Source organism: Coralliovum pocilloporae (assembly GCF_030845175.1).
Classification (GTDB): Bacteria; Pseudomonadota; Alphaproteobacteria; order Rhizobiales; family Cohaesibacteraceae; genus Coralliovum; species Coralliovum pocilloporae.
In genome coordinates, this window is record NZ_CP132542.1 from 479,537 (window position 1) to 495,588 (window position 16,052).

A 16,052-nucleotide genomic window follows, 5' to 3' on the forward strand; every position below is an offset into this window, starting at 1 on the left:
AGCTTTTATCTGAAAGGCTGCCTATCAACTTTTCAGAAGCACACTCTAAATCCGTTGCAGGACCCAGCGGACAATATCGTCAGCTGCAGTATTGAAGGCCTGGTTGATACCCTCGACAACAAGATCAGCATCATGCCCTGCAACCGGTGCATTCGCTTCAAAAACGCGCTGTCCTACCAGTCGACCGTTGCGTTCATTGATGATCTTTACGCCAAACCGGACCACTGCCCGGCTGTCCCCGTCAGAAACAGCCTCAAAAGCCCTCACATCAAAAGCAAGCTGATAGTCAATCAGCAGTCCCTCACCTGGGCGACCAATCGCCCGTGTTCGCCCGCTGTTTTCAAACGTCTGGATCATCCGTGCCTGAACGAGCTTGGGGACGCTGTCCGTCCACTGAGCTTTGGCTAGATAGGACACCTCAAACGCATCCGATCTGATCGCGATCCGCTCACTGTCCAGAACGCTGACAGCAGAAGGTTCCTTGATCAGGAGTTGAGCACTGGTACCACTCTGCAAACCGTCAAAGGATGCAGGAGCCACCACGTCAAATGTTGCCCGCTCCTCACCACCAAGAAGCGCTGCGCAACCCGCCGTCGTCGCCAGCAAGGCCGTAACAACAGCCGCGCGGCTCATTTGTGCCAATCGACAATGGAAAGATACCATCAGTTACGCCGCCTGGACCCCAGCTCAACAAATCAATACAGAGTTTTCTTTCTAAAGGCTTTCTTAACGTGATGAAAGTGCCAATGCGTCACACAGACCGGTAATCTCCGTCAAATGACACACCGCCATTCAAATCACTACCTGAGCACCCCACGGCAAACGAGACACCAGGATCAGAACCGGCGGCCGTTATATTCCTTCACCTTTGATCCGCCAAACAACAGACTGTCTGGTTCCGTCTCGATCTTTTTGACCACACCTTCAATCCGCCGCAGAGTGACCCGGGCATCACCCACCAGTGCCTCTACGTCGCGCAATCCCCGTGTGGAGAATCGCGCCAGGCCATTGGCGATGGCATCAGCCCGTCCCTCAAAACTCTCGGCAATCTTGCGGATGGATTTCGCGGCCTGCTGGATTTCAGCAAAGAGCCCCTGCTCACTCAGATCACCAACAACCCCGTCAACCTTATCCAGGACACCATTGATCCGAAGTGAAGCCGCGTTCAGCCTCTGGGCAAGAGTCTTGGCATCCGCAACAATTGCATTGATGTTGTCGCGATTGTCCGACAGGGTCTGGGTAAAGTCCTTCACGTTACCAGCCGCAGCCTGCGCATCAGCCAGAATAGTATCAATCTGATCGCCCGACTCAGACAGAATCTTGGCAAAAGCGGACAGATCCTCACCACTCTTCACAAGGCCTGCCGTAAAGGTATTGGCATTTTCAATCGTCTGCCGGATCTGCTCGCTATCAAGTGCTGCAACGATTGTCTGAACGCTTTCAAGAGTTACATTCAGGCCGCTTGAGAAAGTTGAAAACTGTGATGCAGCTGTTTCGGCCTTGTCCACAATGGACTGGAAGTTTTCTGAGGCTTCAGACAAACGGACTGAGAACGCCTCCACATTGTTGATCGTGTTCCGAACCTTCTCTGGCTGGATCGCTTCAAGAATCGGATCAAGATTGGCCGAGACAACCTCCAGTCTCTGGGCAAGGCTGCCCACCTGATCGGCGGCGGATGAAACGCTGGACAGGAACCTGTCTACACCTTCAGAATTCTTCGCAAGAGCTTCGGTGAACACTTCAGCATTCTTGATGGTCTGGTTGAAGGACGGACTGTTATCGTCGAGAACCTTCTCAATTTTGAGCAGAACCGTATCTGCCCGCTGCACCAACCGGCGACCAGCCTGCAGGATATCCTGAAACGCAGACGGTTCCGCCGTCAACTGAGGTGTTCCCTCCTGACGCAATATATTGGGCTTGGTCGCAGTGCCTCCTTCCAACTCCACCAGAGCAACACCGGTAAGCCCCTGAAAAGCCAGAGATGCCCGTGTATCGCCCTTGACCGGAGTATTGGGATCCAGAAGCAGTTGACCAATCACGCGCCCCGGGTCATTCGGGTCAAGCGAGAGAGATTCAACAGATCCCACCTTGATACCGTTAAACAGAACATTGGCACCTTCACCCAGGCCCGTAACCGTGCCAGGGAAAACCACCGTCAATCGGGACTTTTCAGCGCCATCATCATATCGGGCAATCCACAAGGTCAGCCCCACACCAAGCAGTAAAACTGCCAGTGTGAAAAAACCGATCAGGACATAATTGGCCCGCGTTTCCATCTGTCGCTCCTAACCGGTCATATGGCGTGCACGGACGCCGTAGAAATAATCCCGGACCCAAGGGTGATCGACCTGCTTCATAGCATTCATATCGCCCGTGACAAGCACTTTACCCTCGGCAAGCACGGCAATTCGATCACAGGCTGTATAAAGACTACTCAAATCATGAGTGACCATAAAGACCGTCAGACCCAGCGTATCCCGCAGTTTGATAATGAGATCATCAAAGGCTGCTGCACCGATCGGATCGAGACCGGATGTGGGTTCATCAAGGAAGACAAGTTCCGGATCAAGAGCCAGGGCACGCGCCAGACTGGCTCGCTTGATCATGCCGCCGGACAATTCAGACGGCATCTTGTTGGCAGCATCCTCCGGCAGCCCCACAAGCTGAAGTTTCAGCATGGCCAGCTCATCCATCAGCTTCTTTGGAAGCTGCAAATGCTCCCTCATGGGAATTTCGATATTCTGCTTGACGGTCAGTGAGGAAATCAGCGCTCCATGCTGGAACAGCACTCCCCAGCGCCGCTCGACACTGCGTCGCTTATTGTCCCGTTTCTTGCGATCAATAGAGCTGCCCAGAACACACACTTCACCAGACTGCTTGCTGTTCAGCCCGACAATTGTCCGCAGAAGAACAGATTTCCCCGTTCCGGAAGCCCCGACCACGCCCAGAATTTCACCACGATGAAGGTCAAGGTCCAGATCCTGCAAAACCCGGTGCTCTTCAAATCCCACGCAAAGGCCCCGCACCGACAGCACAACATCCCGCATATCACCGGAGGCAGGTTCGCCGGGCACCCGAGGATCACTCTGATGGGAAAGGTCTGCCACTCTAATACCCCACAAAACCGAAGAAGATGGCAAACAGCCCATCAACAACAATCACCATGAAGATGGCCTTCACCACGGAAATCGTTGTTTGCCGACCGAGGGATTCAGCGCTTCCTTTTGTCCGCAAGCCTTCACTGCAGGCAATCAGCGCAATAATCAGCCCCATAAATGGCGCCTTGATCAATCCGACAAACAACGTATTCAGCTCAACAGCATCCTGCAGACGATCAAGGAAGATCTGTGGCGGCAATCCGGAATAGGCCCATGCCATCATCCCGGCCCCGAACAGACCGGACAGATTGGAGATAATCGTCAGAAGCGGCAGTGCGATAACAAGGCCGATCAATCGGGGGGCAACGAGCACCTCAACCGGATCAACGCCGATCACGCGCAACGCATCAATCTCCTCACGCATTTTCATGGAGCCGATTTCTGCCGTGAACGCGCTGCCCGACCGCCCGGCAATCATGATTGCCGTCAACAAAACACCCACCTCTCGCAGAACCAGGATGCCGACCAGATCGACCACAAAGAGCTCCGCACCGAATGTCCTGAGCTGGAAGGCCCCTTGCTGGGCCACAATCCCACCGATCAGAAAGGACATCAGGGCAATAATCGGCACAGCGGACAGGCCCGTCCGCTCGACCTGATTGATCACTGAAATGAACCGGATACGCCCCCGGCCCACAAGCCCTTTCAGAACACCAAGAATGACCTGTCCGATCAAGGAAGAGATTGCGAGAATGTCCAGCCAGACATTCATGACAACCCGACCAAGCCGTTCCAGAATATCCTGAACCGGGTTCCTCAACTGCTTTAAGGGAGCTTCCTTGCGGTCAATGCTGGCAATGGATGTGAGGAGAACCTGATGCTGGTCGCTGGCATTACGGACAGAGACCGAGGAAACACCTTCTTTGCGAGCCCGCCGCATAACCCGACAGAGGATCCAGGCCCCTGCTGTATCCAGTTCCTGCAATTCTGAAAGGTCGGCGACAATTGCCTTTTCTCCGGCAAGACGAACATCTCTGACGACAGGGTCAAGGTCTGTGGTGGCTTCAAGCGTCCAGTCTCCGGCCGGGCGCAGAACCAACGCGTCTCCGTCATGCAAAACAGACAACGTGCCCGCTGTGTCATTCGGTACCGTATTGTCCAGTGACGACATTCCAGAGCCTCAATACCGGTCTGTATCCGCTCTAACCTGGACACCTCACCAACATGGTGTTCGCCATTAGTTAAATTAACACAGAATCCATTGCACAAGTCAGCTTTGCATGGATATATCAGGTTCTCATCAGAACACATAGTGGCGGTCTGGCAATTTTGCCGATGCCGTCGAACACAATCGCTGCAAAGGTGCTGAGATGGAACTGAAGACACCCTACCTGCTATTCCTCGGCGACGTGCCGGACGCGCTGGCAGCCAAGACGGCACTTGGTATCGTCGACTGGCGCCCCGAATGGTGCATCGGCCAGCTTCGCCTGCCAGGCTGCAAGGCGGATTGCGGAGTTCCGGATCTGTCCCTGGATGAGGCGCGCGAAAAAGGTGTTCAGACCATGGTTATTGGCGTGGTCAATGCTGGTGGCGTGTTGCCTGACCATTGGGTAGACACTGTTGTTGCCGCACTTGAAGCCGGTCTTGATGTGGCGTCTGGCCTGCACAAGAAACTGGAATCCAACGAGCGCATCAAAGCTGCCGCAGAAGCCAATGGCCGCACATTGCACAATGTCCGTCATTCAGATCGCACATTCGACACAGGCAAGGGTACCAAACGCCGCGGCAAGCGCGTGCTGGCAGTGGGAACGGATTGTTCTGTGGGCAAGAAGTACACAGCCCTCGCCCTTGAAAAAGCCATGCGTGCCCGTGGTATGGACGCTGATTTCTGCGCAACCGGTCAGACAGGAATTTTCATCTCGGGCCGCGGCGTCTCTATTGATGCCGTTGTTGCAGATTTTATCGCCGGTGCAGCCGAATGGATCAGCCCGGCAGCCGAGAGCGACGACCACTGGGACGTGATTGAAGGCCAGGGCTCTCTTTTCCACCCGAGTTTCGCAGGCGTATCCATCGGGCTTCTACATGGGTCCCAACCGGACGCCCTGATCATCTGTCATGAGCCCACGCGCACAACGATGCGTGGAGTGGCAACACCTCTGCCAAGCATTCAGCAGGTCATCGACCTCAATCTGTCCTGTGCCAGGCTGACAAACCCGAATGTGCGGTGTGCGGGTATTGCCGTCAATACGCAGGCACTTGCCGAAGATGAGGCAAGAGCTTATCTCGCCGGGCTTTCAAGCGAATATGGCCTGCCTGCCACAGATCCCGTCCGCTTTGGCATGGACGAGATTGCAGCCAAATTGCAGGACGACTTCTGATGTCTGAACGCACGCTGAGCCATTCCATCGACCGTTTTCCAATTGCCGGGAGCTTCACGATCTCTCGTGGAAGTCGGACGGAAATCGTTGTTGTCAGCGTGACAATTTCCGAAGGGGGTCTTCAGGGGCGAGGAGAATGCGTCCCGTATGCCCGTTATGGGGAGAGCACCGACAGCGTCATTGATCAGATCAATGCTGTTACAGAGGCACTTTGCGCCGGTATGAGCCGACAGGAACTCCAATCTGCAATGCCCGCTGGCGCAGCCCGCAATGCTGTCGATTGTGCCCTTTGGGACCTTGAGTGCAAAAGCTCGGGCAGAACGGCAGCTGAGATTGCAGGCCTCCCCCGCCTCACCTCAGGCACGACAGCTTACACTTTGAGCCTTGGCACGCCGGATTCGATGTTTGACGCCGCCCGAACGAATGCCCACCGTCCTTTGCTGAAGGTGAAACTGGGCGGCGATGGTGATGCAGACCGGATCCGGGCCGTCCGTGACGGTGCACCCGATAGCCGCATTATCGTCGATGCCAACGAATCCTGGCGCGCGGATATCTACGAAATCAACATGGACGCTTGCGCAAAAGCAGGCGTCGTACTCGTAGAGCAACCACTTCCGGCATCTGATGACAGCGTGCTTTCTGAGCTGCCGCGCCCGATCACAGTCTGTGCAGATGAAAGCCTTCACACAAGGGCAGACCTGCCTCGCCTCAGACCTCTCTATGATGCGATCAATATCAAGCTCGACAAGGCTGGCGGTCTGACTGAGGCTCTGCTCCTTCAGCAGGACGCAAGAGCACAAGGGTTCAAGATCATGATCGGCTGCATGCTTGGCACCTCTCTAGCCATGGCTCCGGCCATGCTTATTGCGCAGGACGCTGACGTCATCGACCTTGATGGCCCGCTGTTGCTGGCCCAGGACAGGGATAACGCCCTGGCCTATGAAGACGGCCTGATCATGCCTCCTACCCCGGCACTCTGGGGCTAGAGCCAGTCCAGGAAGGTGTTCATTCTCTTAGTCTCTGGGCATTCAACATCCTCTCACCCAACAGGATCGCCGCCCCGGCAAAGGATGTCACAGCCATTACTGAAAACAGGATTTCGGCTCCCGCCTCATAGAGGAACCCTGCTGCCAGTGTGGTGACAGCCATCGCGACACTGGAAATTGTCGAATAGAGACCCTGTGCAGACCCGGCCTTGCGCCCATGAACCTGAGAGGCAATGAAGGCAACGATCCCCAAATGCGTCGCTCCAAAAGAGGCTGCGTGCAGGATCTGGAGAACAAAGGTCGTTTCAAGTCCTGATACAAACGGGAAAATCAACCAGCGCGCACCACCTAAAGCCGCACCCAGCCCGATCAGAAACACCGGACTGAGTATCCGCAGATGTTTTGAGACAAAGAACAGCAGGATTTCGGCAGTTACGCCAACAGACCACAAAAGTCCGATCTCTGTGCCACTAAACCCGGATCGCTGCCAGTAGAGTGTCCCAAAAGAATAGATACCTGCGTGAGCCGCCTGCACAAGTGCAGCAGCAGCCATGACAATTATCAGGCGACCCGTCAACCAGCGGGGCACCTCACCTGGCAGTATATATGCCTCAGCCATCGGCTGCTCAGATCGTGCCACGTCATCCGCCAGACGAGGCAACAGGACCGCACTGCCTGCAAGAACAGCAAACAGGATGGCCAGTGCCAGGAAAGTCTGGTCAGCAGACCCGGCCTCCATCAGCACACCACTCCCAAGTGTCCCCACAATGAAAGCCAGAGAGCCCCAGATCCTTATTCGCCCATAGTCGAGCTGGCGCAGACGAGCACCCAAAGCCGCTGATGCATCTGCCAGCGGCAGCAAAGGCTGCCAGAAAGCAGACACTGCAAACAGCATCAGAAACAGAAAAACAAGACCAGTCTGAAACCACAGAAGCGGAAAAATCAGGCAGGCCATGACGCTACAGCCAATCAGGGCTGTCCGCCGATCGCCATGCTGGTCCGCATAATGACTGATCACAGATGAGAACAGGATTTTCGCAACAATTGGTGCTGCCAGAACAACAGACAAATCAGCATTGCTGTCCAGTCGCTCATTCAACCAGACCGGAAATACGGGAATATAGAAGCCTAAAATAAGAAAAAAAGAGCCGTAGAAGACGGAAAAACGCAGCCCAAACCGATCTGACCGACTTCTTGATTGCGTCATTGCAATGAGATTCCTAAACTTTTTGATAAAGATTCGCCTTCATTCTTTGAAGGACACCGCATAAGCGAACTGAATGGCACGACCAGATGACGGAAAAAACTATGGCTATCGATACGCCTCCTGTCCCGATAAGGGAAGAAGATTATGAAGCGATTGAATCAGCCGTTATGGAGACTGCGCGAGGCCGCTGGTTTCTGAAGGAATACACGAGACGTCATCGGTCTGCAGATACCAATATGCTGCTGGATGCCATCAGCCGCCTCGAAAAAACGATTACCGGACCTCAACCCGCTCATGATGTCGACGCAATCCGCTTTGATCTGGCGGATATGGCCAATGCGATTGAGCGCACGAAGGAAGAGATTTCCCGCCTGCAAAGCGAAAACAATCCGGACAATCAGTTTGAACGCGCGTCATCCGAACTGGATGCCATTGTCGGTCAGACAGAAACTGCCACGTCTGAAATTCTGTCTGCAGCGGAAACCATCCAGGAAATCGCCTGGACTCTGCGTGAAAGTCAGGTTGATGAAGAAGCCTGCGATACGCTTGATGCCCGTTCCACCGAAATCTACATGGCCTGCTCTTTCCAGGATCTGACCGGACAGCGTATCCAGAAAGTGGTGCATGTTCTCAAATATCTGGAAGGCCGGATCAACGCGATGATGGACATCTGGGGCGAAGCTTCAGAAGCTGCTGGGGCCACCCCGGCGGCATCATCCGAAAACCCGTTCCGCCCTGCTGGTGATACAAGACCTGATGCTCATCTGCTCAACGGCCCTCAGCTTGAAGGGGAAGGCGTTGATCAGAGCGACGTGGATATGCTGCTCAGTGGCGCATCTGCAGATGACATGGAATTTGACGCCATCGACATCACGCCCTCAGCTGAGGCTGTTACGACAGACCCTGTCGAGATGGTTGCCGAACCAGCAGCTCTCGTAGAGGATGCGACCGAGCTTGCAACAGATGACATCGCTGCATTCGATGCTGATCTTGCTGAAGACATCGCAGATCTTGATAGTGGCTTCGAGCTCGATGCAAGTCCGGAAGTGATCCCGGCTGACGAGCCGACAGAAGCAGAAGTCGTTGCACCCGTCACAGATGAAACCCTCGAAACAGATTTCAGCGAAGCTATGGCAGATGCAGGAATCTCAATCGATATCGAGACGGATGCCGACGATCTGAGCTTCGGCGAACGTGCTGCTCTCACACAATAGATAATAGTCCCTTATCAGGGCCGGTGAGCTGCAGACGCAATTGTCAAAAACGTCTGAGCGCAACGCGCCCAGCTGTTTTCCAGGGCAAAATCCCGACAAGTATCCCGAGAGAGCTCCAGAGCATCCAGAGATGCCTGCCTGAGATCTCTGTTCAGGCAGCCGACAGGACGATCTCCCACCACATCAAGCGGACCTGTTACCGGATAGGCAGCGACAGGTAATCCCGAGGCCAGAGCCTCCAGAAGAACCACCCCGAATGTATCCGTCAAACTGGGGAAAACAAAAACATCCGCAGACGCATAGGCCTCCGCCAGCGCCTCTCCGGTGCGCGGTCCGACAAAATGTGTGTCAGGAAAAGCCTCTTCCAGTCCCTGGCGGGCAGGCCCGTCGCCAACCACGACTTTTGAACCGGGAAGATCCAGCTCCAGAAAAGCTTCGATGTTCTTTTCAACAGCCAACCGTCCCACATACAGAAAAACTGGTCCGGGCACATCGAACACAGCAACATCCCTTGGGCGAAACAGCTCTGTATCGACCCCACGCCACCAGACATGCAAATTGTCAAAGCCCCGTCCAGACAGGTCTTCCTTCATGCTCGGGGTTGTCACCAGAACCCCGGATCCGGAATTGTGAAACCTGCGCAGCCAGCGATAGGTCCAGCCGGTCGGAATGGGTGCGCGAGCACGGAGATATTCTGGAAACTTCGTATGATAACTTGTGGTGAACGAGACATCATTTTTGATGCACCATCGTCGGACAGCAAGGCCAATGGGCCCTTCTGTGGCAATATGCACATGCTCCGGTTCAAACGCCTGGATATGCCTCGCAACACCTCTGACACCGGTGAGGGACAGCCTGATCTCGGGATATGTCGGACAGGGAACGGTCCGAAAAAGCTCTGGCGACAGGATAAAAACACCATGCCCGTCAAGCCGTAATTCTTCGGTGACAGCCTGTAAGGTTCGGACAACCCCGTTGATCTGAGGCAGCCATGCATCCGTTGCAATGAGAATCTTCATCGTAGGGTCAAGCCGCCGCCTTGTGCTGGGATCGGCTCGGCACGGGCACCTGATCTTTCAACATGGTCCAGCGGATAAGCTCAAATGTGCCATCGTGATGCTCAGCGATTGCCGTACAGCTCTCAACCCAATCACCGGAATTGATGTATTCGATGCCATCAATGTTTCGGATCGCTGCATGGTGGATATGGCCACAGATAACCCCGTCCACCCGATGGCGACGGGCCTCTGATGCCAGAATACGCTCATAGTCACCGATATAATTGACGGCATTCTTGACCTTCGCCTTGGCCCAGGCAGACAGAGACCAGTATTGTAACCCCAGACGACGGCGGACATAATTGCTCACCGTGTTGAGGTCCAGCGCCAGTGTGTAGGCCCAATCCCCCACGAGGGCCAACCACCTGGCATGGCGGACGACCACATCAAAGTAGTCACCGTGAATAACCAGATAGCGCCGGTCATCCGCAGCCTGATGAATGGTATAATCCACCACCTCAATGCCGCCGAAATGAGAGCCGAGATAGCTTCTCAGAAATTCATCGTGATTACCGGGCGTATAGACAATACGCGTACCCTTACGGGCCTTTCGCAGCAGTTTCTGCACCACATCATTGTGTTGTTGAGGCCAGTACCAGCCCTTCTTCAATCGCCAGCCATCGACAATGTCACCGACCAGATAGATCGTCTCCGCATCATTGTGCTTCAGAAAGTCCAGAACAAAGTCCGCCTGGCACCCCCGTGTTCCAAGATGCAAATCGGAGAGGAACAAGGCGCGGTAATGCCGGTTTTTCAATTGGTCAGTCATGCAGATGCCCCAGCAGCGGAACGTTAACAATTTGAGCACCTTATCGACGATTCCGATTTCAGAATTATGACACCCCCGGGATCGGAGAAACCGGACATGAAACAGAGCCTTGCAACAGACCTCACACGGCCCCATTCTGAAAACAGGAAAGAGAACGGGAGTTGATTATGGATCTGGGGATCAAAGGTTTGGACGCAATCGTCTGTGCATCCAGTCGAGGGCTTGGCAAAGGCTGCGCTATGGCGTTGGCAGAGGCCGGGTGCAATCTGGTCATCAATAGCCGAAACGAAACCACGCTCAATGAGACAGCAGACGAGATAAGAGACCGTTTCGGAGTAAGGGTCACAGCGATTGCCGCAGATGTCAGTACGGCAGGTGGTCAGGCTCTGCTTCTGGAAGCCTGCCCGAACCCGTCCATTCTGGTGAATAACAATGGCGGCCCACCGCGCAAGGACTTCCGCGAAATCGGTCGCGAAGAAATCATTGATGGCGTGGTTCAGAACATGGTCACACCCATCGAACTCATCAAGGCAACGATAGACGGCATGGCTGAACGAGGCTTCGGGCGGATCGTCAACATCACCTCCCTGAGCGTCCGCCGCCCCCTGTCGGGCCTTGATGTTTCAAGCGGCGCCCGCGCCGGACTGACCGCCTTCCTTGCCGGCGTCTGTCGTCTCTATGCTGAGCAGAATGTAACAATCAACAATCTCCTGCCCGGCAAAATGGACACCACCCGACTGACAGGCGGTTTTGAGAAAGCAGCGCTCGCTACAGGCAGAACCATAGAGGAAGTCGCTCAGCAGCAAACCGCTGAAATTCCCGCAAAGCGCTTTGGCACTCCCGAGGAATTCGGCCAGACATGTGCCTTTCTCTGCTCACAACACGCCGGATATATGACAGGCCAGAACGTCTTGCTCGACGGTGGCCTGTTCGAAAGCGCATTCTGAAGCGACCCTGCCAAACACAAAAAAGGCCCGGAAAACCGGGCCTTTCAATTCGATACCGTAGTAACGACAGTCTACCACTTGTACTTCATAGCAGCACTGAGGATGTGTACATCCGCGTCGACGTCCGCTGCAAAAGAAACTCCGGCGAAATCCTGATGACCAGGGCCGATAAGCACTTCCGTATCAAACGTGGTGATATAGGAATACCCCAGATCAAAACCGAGCTGATCTGAATACTGATAGCTCATGCCAGCACTCAGCCAGAGCCGATCATCATCCGGAATTCTCAAACCACGAATTTCGGTATCAATCGGTGAAATTTCCCAGGCAGCACCAGCTCTCAACGTGAGTTTTTCATTATATCTGTATTCACCGCCAAGGGCGAAATACCAACCATCATCATAGTTGAACTCGAACGCCAGATCGGCAGGGATCACGGTTGTCGCCTGCTGAACCGGGAAAGAACCAAACCGGCTCCAATTGGTCCATTCAACCGTACCCAAAAGGTCAAATTCTTCCGTTATCGTCTGTCTGAAACTGAACGTGACAATCTCCGGCAGGGTCACATCATCAATGCGAATACCTGTCTGTCCGTTGAACGGCGCGCCAGCGGTCAAATCACCTTCAAGGTCAAAACTGACCGGTGACCGGTAACCAAGTCCAAGCTCGGTCCCTTCGAACGGCTTGAACGTAATCCCGGCCGTTCCACCAAAGCCGATGTCATCGCCTTCGAGCTCGAGCGTACCATTGGTCGGACCGAGGGAATTGGTCAGACGCGCATCGAAATAGGCTATGATCCCGCCGACAGCAACACTGACCTGATCGTTGATCTGGTAGGAAACAATCGGATTGCCATACAGTGACAGAACCTCATTGGTTCTCGAGAAAGTCTGTCCGGAGCCGTTCGGATTAGCCTTGGTCCGCAATCCGAATGGCGCATTGAGGGCAAAACCGAGAACAACATCGTCATTCAGACGATAAGCTGCATAAGATGACCCGACCAACCCGTCTCGACCGATGTCGCCCGGACCACCCAGGTTAAAAGGTGCATTCGCCAATGTGGTACCAGTGGGATCCACGTCGAAATCAGAGTTGGGCAGGATCACTGAGTAGTGACTTTCAGTCGTGATCCCCTCACCAGCCTGAGACAACGTTGCCGGATTCCAGAAAATAGAGCTGATGCCACTGCCATTTGCAGCCACACCAGCAAACGAAGAACCCTGCCCTGTTGCCGACTGTTCACGAAGGGCGAAGCTTCCTGCTTCAGCCATTCCAAGTGTTGAGACCAAGGCCACGCCGGACAACAAAGTCGCCAGCCCATGCTCTGCCCGAATTCTTCTCAATGCACCGCCTCCCGAGTTCACAGCATTGATTAATACAATCACGTTAGTGTGTAAGAAACGACGAATCACCAATGGCAGTCAATGCCACCACACAAATACTTGCTGTGATAAGCAACATGACTCCGGCAAACCGAAATACATTCACACTACCTGATATGTCATAAAACCTTGATATTCATCTCATTTACGAAAGCTCACCTAACGGAACTGTCATTTTGATCGATTCAGTAATAAGAATCAAAAAGTTATCCCTTGTTGCACCAGAAACACAGGTGACGTAGGGAGAGATAACGTAAGGTGATTGGTATGTTTGACCATCGGCAGATGCCACCGATCAAAGGTGATCACAGATGTGTAGGGGTTTGAATGATGACTTTTGAGCATATCCTTGCCTTTAATCTTGCCCTGCTGGCAGCCATGGCAAGCCCTGGTCCGGCCCTCCTCGCAGTCTTGCACACGACACTCTCAGCCGGCCGAATATCCGGCATCCTGACTGGCCTCGGCCTGGGACTGGTTGCCGCCACCTGGACAGCGGCAGCCCTTATCGGCCTCGACATCGTATTCAAGCTGTTCCCATGGGCCTACACATTATCAAAGATCGTAGGGGCACTTTATCTGCTCTACATCGCCCGCTCGATCTGGAAGTCAGCGACGGATGACATAGGTGGCGGCGCACCCGTCAAAGCCGGAACAGCATTGCTGCGCGGCATGCTTATCAACCTGCTTAATCCAAAGTCGGTTCTCTTTGCTGCGGCCGTGCTCGTGGTGATTTTCCCGTCCGGGCTCAGTTCTCTGGAAAAGGGTTTCATCATCCTCAACCATCTGCTTGTTGAATGGCTGTGCTACACAGTGCTGGCCATCCTGATTGGCACCCGGGCCATGAGCAGGCGTTACCTTGCTGCCAAGCATTATCTCGACAGGCTGACCGCCCTGGTGCTTGGTGCGCTTGGAGTACGTCTTTTGCTGGATGTTCAAAGGTAGAATACAACTGGACTTGCCATTCCCTTAACCCTAAACAGACCCGACTATTCAACCGTCGTCTGTTTCATATCTGCTTCATCCTGAAGCCAACCATATGCTGAAGCTCCATGCCATTTGTTCTGCCCGGCTCGAAGAAACGTTTTAACATCCGCTACGCCAGATGGGTCTGGTGGCGCGCGATCTGTCGGATCCTGCCTGCCCTCAGACACAAAATCCATTTTTACGACCGCCTGATTACTCCGGACAAGGTGCCCCACGAAGTTCTGTCCACTGTCGAACATCACTATGATCTTTGCACCCTCGGTCATGGCATGACAGACGCTGAAACAGCATTCATGGAACTGGCCTACGATCATGACAAAGCAACCAACAAGATTACCAATAAACGGACAGTCCGATGCCTGCGCGATATCCAGCTTCACGGCCAGGCGGGCAACCTGATCTACAATGCGCAAACTGTAGGGACAGATCCCAATCTGGTGAACTATTCCCATTGTCGGGCCTTTTTCAATCCACGCATTATAGAGCAGCCGGACGACCGGTTATGGTTGCCAATGCTTGGCATTCATCAGGGTCATAAACATTTCGGCCATTTCTTCATCGATTATCTGGCAATGATCTTCTATGGCATCCATGATCTGCCGAAAGACCAGCCCATCACCGTGGTGACCAGACAGGATCTCGCACCGTTCCAAAGGCTGGTTTATGAGCGCATCAAAGAGCGTTTCCCAAATGTCTCCTTCGTTGAAATGCCTACGGATGAATTCTGGGTATTACCGCGCGTCATCTTCGTCGACAGGCAACTGACGATCGGTTCGATTTTCTTTGACCCGGAATACACAGCATTTCTGAGAGACATCCTGTCGCCGGACGCGGAAGAACAACAAGCCATTGATAGCGGCGCCATCAAACTACCTACAGGCGGCCGCTACTACATCTCGCGCGGTGATGTTCCGAAACGCAATATTGCCAACGAAAGAGACCTGACCGAAGCACTGGAGCGGCATGGCTTCCAGACTATCCGACCAACGGAATATTCACTCACGCAGCAAGCAGCCATTTATCGCTCAGCAGACGCCATTGTCGCTGCAGCGGGCTCAGCCATGATCAACCTGACCCATGTGTCCCCTGAGACGAAAGTTCGCCTCTTTTACCCCTCCAATCAGGTTGGTGGAGATTTTCTCTGGCTTGCCAAATCGCTTGGCATTCAGGATCATAGGCATATCATCATGGGTCCGTCAGAAGGACGACGGGGGCATTATCGCGTGGATGCCACAGCAATTAATGAGATATTGGAAGGTGTCGACTGATGAGCAAAGAAGGGCTTGTAACCACGGGGCCAAACGGACAGTCTGTCTTGAAAACAGATCGTATGGCCGGATCTGCAGGCGATCAGTTGATCATTGTCGGTGGTGGAGAGACAGCGACGCTGGCCTATGAGTACTTCACTCACGACAGCCCTTACCAGGTTGTCGGTTTTGCAATCGAAAGCCAATACAGGGAAACGGACAGTTTTCTAGGTCTTCCTCTTGTCGATCTTGAAACGCTTGAGGAACATTTCCCTCCCGGCACCCATGATGCTCACGTTGCGGTCAGCGCTTCACAGTTGAACAGGAATCGAGCTCGACTGTTCAACGAAGTCAAAGGCAAAGGTTATCACTGTGCCAGCTATGTCAGCAGCGCATCATTTGTCTGGCACAACGCAAAGATCGGTGAGAATGTCTTCATTTTTGAAGACAATACCATACAGCCCTTCAGTGATATCGGCGACAACGTCGTTTTGTGGAGCGGCAATCATATTGGCCACAGAACGGTTGTGAAACCACATTGCTTCATCACCTCACATGTGGTGGTCTCGGGTTTCTGTACAGTGGGCGAGTACAGCTATATCGGCGTCAATGCGAGTATTGGCGACGAGATCACAATTGCCGAGGATAACTTCATCGCTATGGCCGCGGTTATTGCGAAAAGCACAGAACCGGACAAGGTCTATAAAGGCAACCCGGCTGAAGCCAGCAAGATTTCCGCTAAGCGCTTTTGCCGTGTACCCAAGGGCTAGAGTCAAAGCCTA

The 16,052-nt window shown here is 53.8% G+C and carries 15 protein-coding genes; 7 read left to right on the forward strand and 8 right to left on the reverse strand.

Annotated elements, in window-relative coordinates:
* Positions 1-45 precede the first annotated feature (45 nt).
* The 4 genes from RA157_RS02320 to RA157_RS02335 all read right to left on the reverse strand — a co-directional run bounded on the left by RA157_RS02320 (position 46) and on the right by RA157_RS02335 (position 4,269).
* The gene (locus RA157_RS02320) at positions 46-633 is read right to left on the reverse strand and encodes an ABC-type transport auxiliary lipoprotein family protein (protein ID WP_350334872.1); all 588 of its coding nucleotides are present in this window, start codon (positions 631-633) and stop codon (positions 46-48) included.
* Positions 634-836: 203 nt separating this feature from the next.
* On the reverse strand, positions 837-2,276 hold the full coding sequence (locus RA157_RS02325) for an MlaD family protein (RefSeq protein WP_350334873.1): 1,440 nt from the start codon (positions 2,274-2,276) through the stop codon (positions 837-839).
* Between the two features lie 9 nt (positions 2,277-2,285).
* Positions 2,286-3,047 carry an ABC transporter ATP-binding protein gene (locus RA157_RS02330; RefSeq protein ID WP_350336257.1) on the reverse strand — a complete coding sequence of 254 codons (762 nt, stop codon included), beginning with the start codon at positions 3,045-3,047 and terminating at the stop codon, positions 2,286-2,288.
* Positions 3,048-3,108: 61 nt separating this feature from the next.
* Positions 3,109-4,269: an MlaE family lipid ABC transporter permease subunit gene (locus RA157_RS02335; protein ID WP_350334874.1), complete on the reverse strand. Its 1,161-nt coding sequence runs from the start codon at positions 4,267-4,269 to the stop codon at positions 3,109-3,111.
* A 199-nt stretch (positions 4,270-4,468) separates the two neighbouring features.
* Between RA157_RS02335 and dgcN the strand changes: the two genes are divergently transcribed.
* Both dgcN and dgcA read left to right on the forward strand, forming a co-directional pair.
* On the forward strand, positions 4,469-5,476 hold the full coding sequence (dgcN, locus tag RA157_RS02340; RefSeq protein ID WP_350334875.1) for an N-acetyltransferase DgcN: 1,008 nt from the start codon (positions 4,469-4,471) through the stop codon (positions 5,474-5,476).
* On the forward strand, positions 5,476-6,462 hold the full coding sequence (gene dgcA / locus RA157_RS02345) for an N-acetyl-D-Glu racemase DgcA (RefSeq protein WP_350334876.1): 987 nt from the start codon (positions 5,476-5,478) through the stop codon (positions 6,460-6,462). Before dgcN ends, dgcA begins: the two co-directional genes overlap by 1 nt.
* A gap of 19 nt (positions 6,463-6,481) precedes the next feature.
* On the opposite strand, the gene RA157_RS02350 is transcribed toward dgcA, so the two are convergent.
* Positions 6,482-7,669 carry an MFS transporter gene (locus RA157_RS02350; RefSeq protein WP_350334877.1) on the reverse strand — a complete coding sequence of 396 codons (1,188 nt, stop codon included), beginning with the start codon at positions 7,667-7,669 and terminating at the stop codon, positions 6,482-6,484.
* 86 nt (positions 7,670-7,755) lie between these two features.
* On the opposite strand from RA157_RS02350, the gene RA157_RS02355 reads away from it, so the two are divergent.
* Complete coding sequence (locus tag RA157_RS02355) at positions 7,756-8,883, forward strand: protein phosphatase CheZ (RefSeq protein ID WP_350334878.1); 1,128 nt, start codon at positions 7,756-7,758, stop codon at positions 8,881-8,883.
* A gap of 14 nt (positions 8,884-8,897) precedes the next feature.
* Here RA157_RS02355 and RA157_RS02360 read toward each other — a convergent pair whose 3' ends face one another.
* Positions 8,898-9,902, reverse strand: a complete 1,005-nt coding sequence (locus RA157_RS02360; RefSeq protein WP_350334879.1) for a glycosyltransferase family 4 protein — start codon at positions 9,900-9,902, stop codon at positions 8,898-8,900.
* Between the two features lie 7 nt (positions 9,903-9,909).
* A complete protein-coding gene (locus RA157_RS02365) occupies positions 9,910-10,710 on the reverse strand; it encodes a UDP-2,3-diacylglucosamine diphosphatase (protein WP_350334880.1) in 801 nt (266 codons plus the stop codon).
* A 167-nt stretch (positions 10,711-10,877) separates the two neighbouring features.
* On the opposite strand from RA157_RS02365, the gene RA157_RS02370 reads away from it, so the two are divergent.
* Positions 10,878-11,657, forward strand: coding sequence for an SDR family oxidoreductase (locus tag RA157_RS02370; protein WP_350334881.1), 780 nt, complete (start codon positions 10,878-10,880; stop codon positions 11,655-11,657).
* Positions 11,658-11,728: 71 nt separating this feature from the next.
* Here RA157_RS02370 and RA157_RS02375 read toward each other — a convergent pair whose 3' ends face one another.
* Positions 11,729-13,000, reverse strand: coding sequence for an OmpP1/FadL family transporter (locus RA157_RS02375; RefSeq protein ID WP_350334882.1), 1,272 nt, complete (start codon positions 12,998-13,000; stop codon positions 11,729-11,731).
* A gap of 366 nt (positions 13,001-13,366) precedes the next feature.
* Between RA157_RS02375 and RA157_RS02380 the strand changes: the two genes are divergently transcribed.
* From RA157_RS02380 to RA157_RS02390, 3 genes are all read left to right on the forward strand, one after another.
* Positions 13,367-13,981: a LysE family translocator gene (locus RA157_RS02380; RefSeq protein ID WP_350334883.1), complete on the forward strand. Its 615-nt coding sequence runs from the start codon at positions 13,367-13,369 to the stop codon at positions 13,979-13,981.
* A 107-nt stretch (positions 13,982-14,088) separates the two neighbouring features.
* On the forward strand, positions 14,089-15,291 hold the full coding sequence (locus RA157_RS02385; RefSeq protein WP_350334884.1) for a glycosyltransferase family 61 protein: 1,203 nt from the start codon (positions 14,089-14,091) through the stop codon (positions 15,289-15,291).
* Positions 15,291-16,040: an acetyltransferase gene (locus RA157_RS02390; RefSeq protein WP_350334885.1), complete on the forward strand. Its 750-nt coding sequence runs from the start codon at positions 15,291-15,293 to the stop codon at positions 16,038-16,040. Before RA157_RS02385 ends, RA157_RS02390 begins: the two co-directional genes overlap by 1 nt.
* The last annotated feature ends 12 nt before the right edge of the window (positions 16,041-16,052 follow it).

Bases quoted from the DNA above. Each gene is read 5' to 3' on its own strand.
- RA157_RS02320 (WP_350334872.1), bottom strand. From the start codon at position 633: ATGAGCCGCGCGGCTGTTGTTACGGCCTTGCTGGCGACGACGGCGGGT.
- RA157_RS02325 (WP_350334873.1), bottom strand. From the start codon at position 2,276: ATGGAAACGCGGGCCAATTATGTCCTGATCGGTTTTTTCACACTGGCA.
- RA157_RS02330 (WP_350336257.1), bottom strand. From the start codon at position 3,047: ATGCGGGATGTTGTGCTGTCGGTGCGGGGCCTTTGCGTGGGATTTGAA.
- RA157_RS02335 (WP_350334874.1), bottom strand. From the start codon at position 4,269: ATGTCGTCACTGGACAATACGGTACCGAATGACACAGCGGGCACGTTG.
- dgcN (WP_350334875.1), top strand. From the start codon at position 4,469: ATGGAACTGAAGACACCCTACCTGCTATTCCTCGGCGACGTGCCGGAC.
- dgcA (WP_350334876.1), top strand. From the start codon at position 5,476: ATGTCTGAACGCACGCTGAGCCATTCCATCGACCGTTTTCCAATTGCC.
- RA157_RS02350 (WP_350334877.1), bottom strand. From the start codon at position 7,669: ATGACGCAATCAAGAAGTCGGTCAGATCGGTTTGGGCTGCGTTTTTCC.
- RA157_RS02355 (WP_350334878.1), top strand. From the start codon at position 7,756: ATGACGGAAAAAACTATGGCTATCGATACGCCTCCTGTCCCGATAAGG.
- RA157_RS02360 (WP_350334879.1), bottom strand. From the start codon at position 9,902: ATGAAGATTCTCATTGCAACGGATGCATGGCTGCCTCAGATCAACGGG.
- RA157_RS02365 (WP_350334880.1), bottom strand. From the start codon at position 10,710: ATGACTGACCAATTGAAAAACCGGCATTACCGCGCCTTGTTCCTCTCC.
- RA157_RS02370 (WP_350334881.1), top strand. From the start codon at position 10,878: ATGGATCTGGGGATCAAAGGTTTGGACGCAATCGTCTGTGCATCCAGT.
- RA157_RS02380 (WP_350334883.1), top strand. From the start codon at position 13,367: ATGATGACTTTTGAGCATATCCTTGCCTTTAATCTTGCCCTGCTGGCA.
- RA157_RS02385 (WP_350334884.1), top strand. From the start codon at position 14,089: ATGCCATTTGTTCTGCCCGGCTCGAAGAAACGTTTTAACATCCGCTAC.
- RA157_RS02390 (WP_350334885.1), top strand. From the start codon at position 15,291: ATGAGCAAAGAAGGGCTTGTAACCACGGGGCCAAACGGACAGTCTGTC.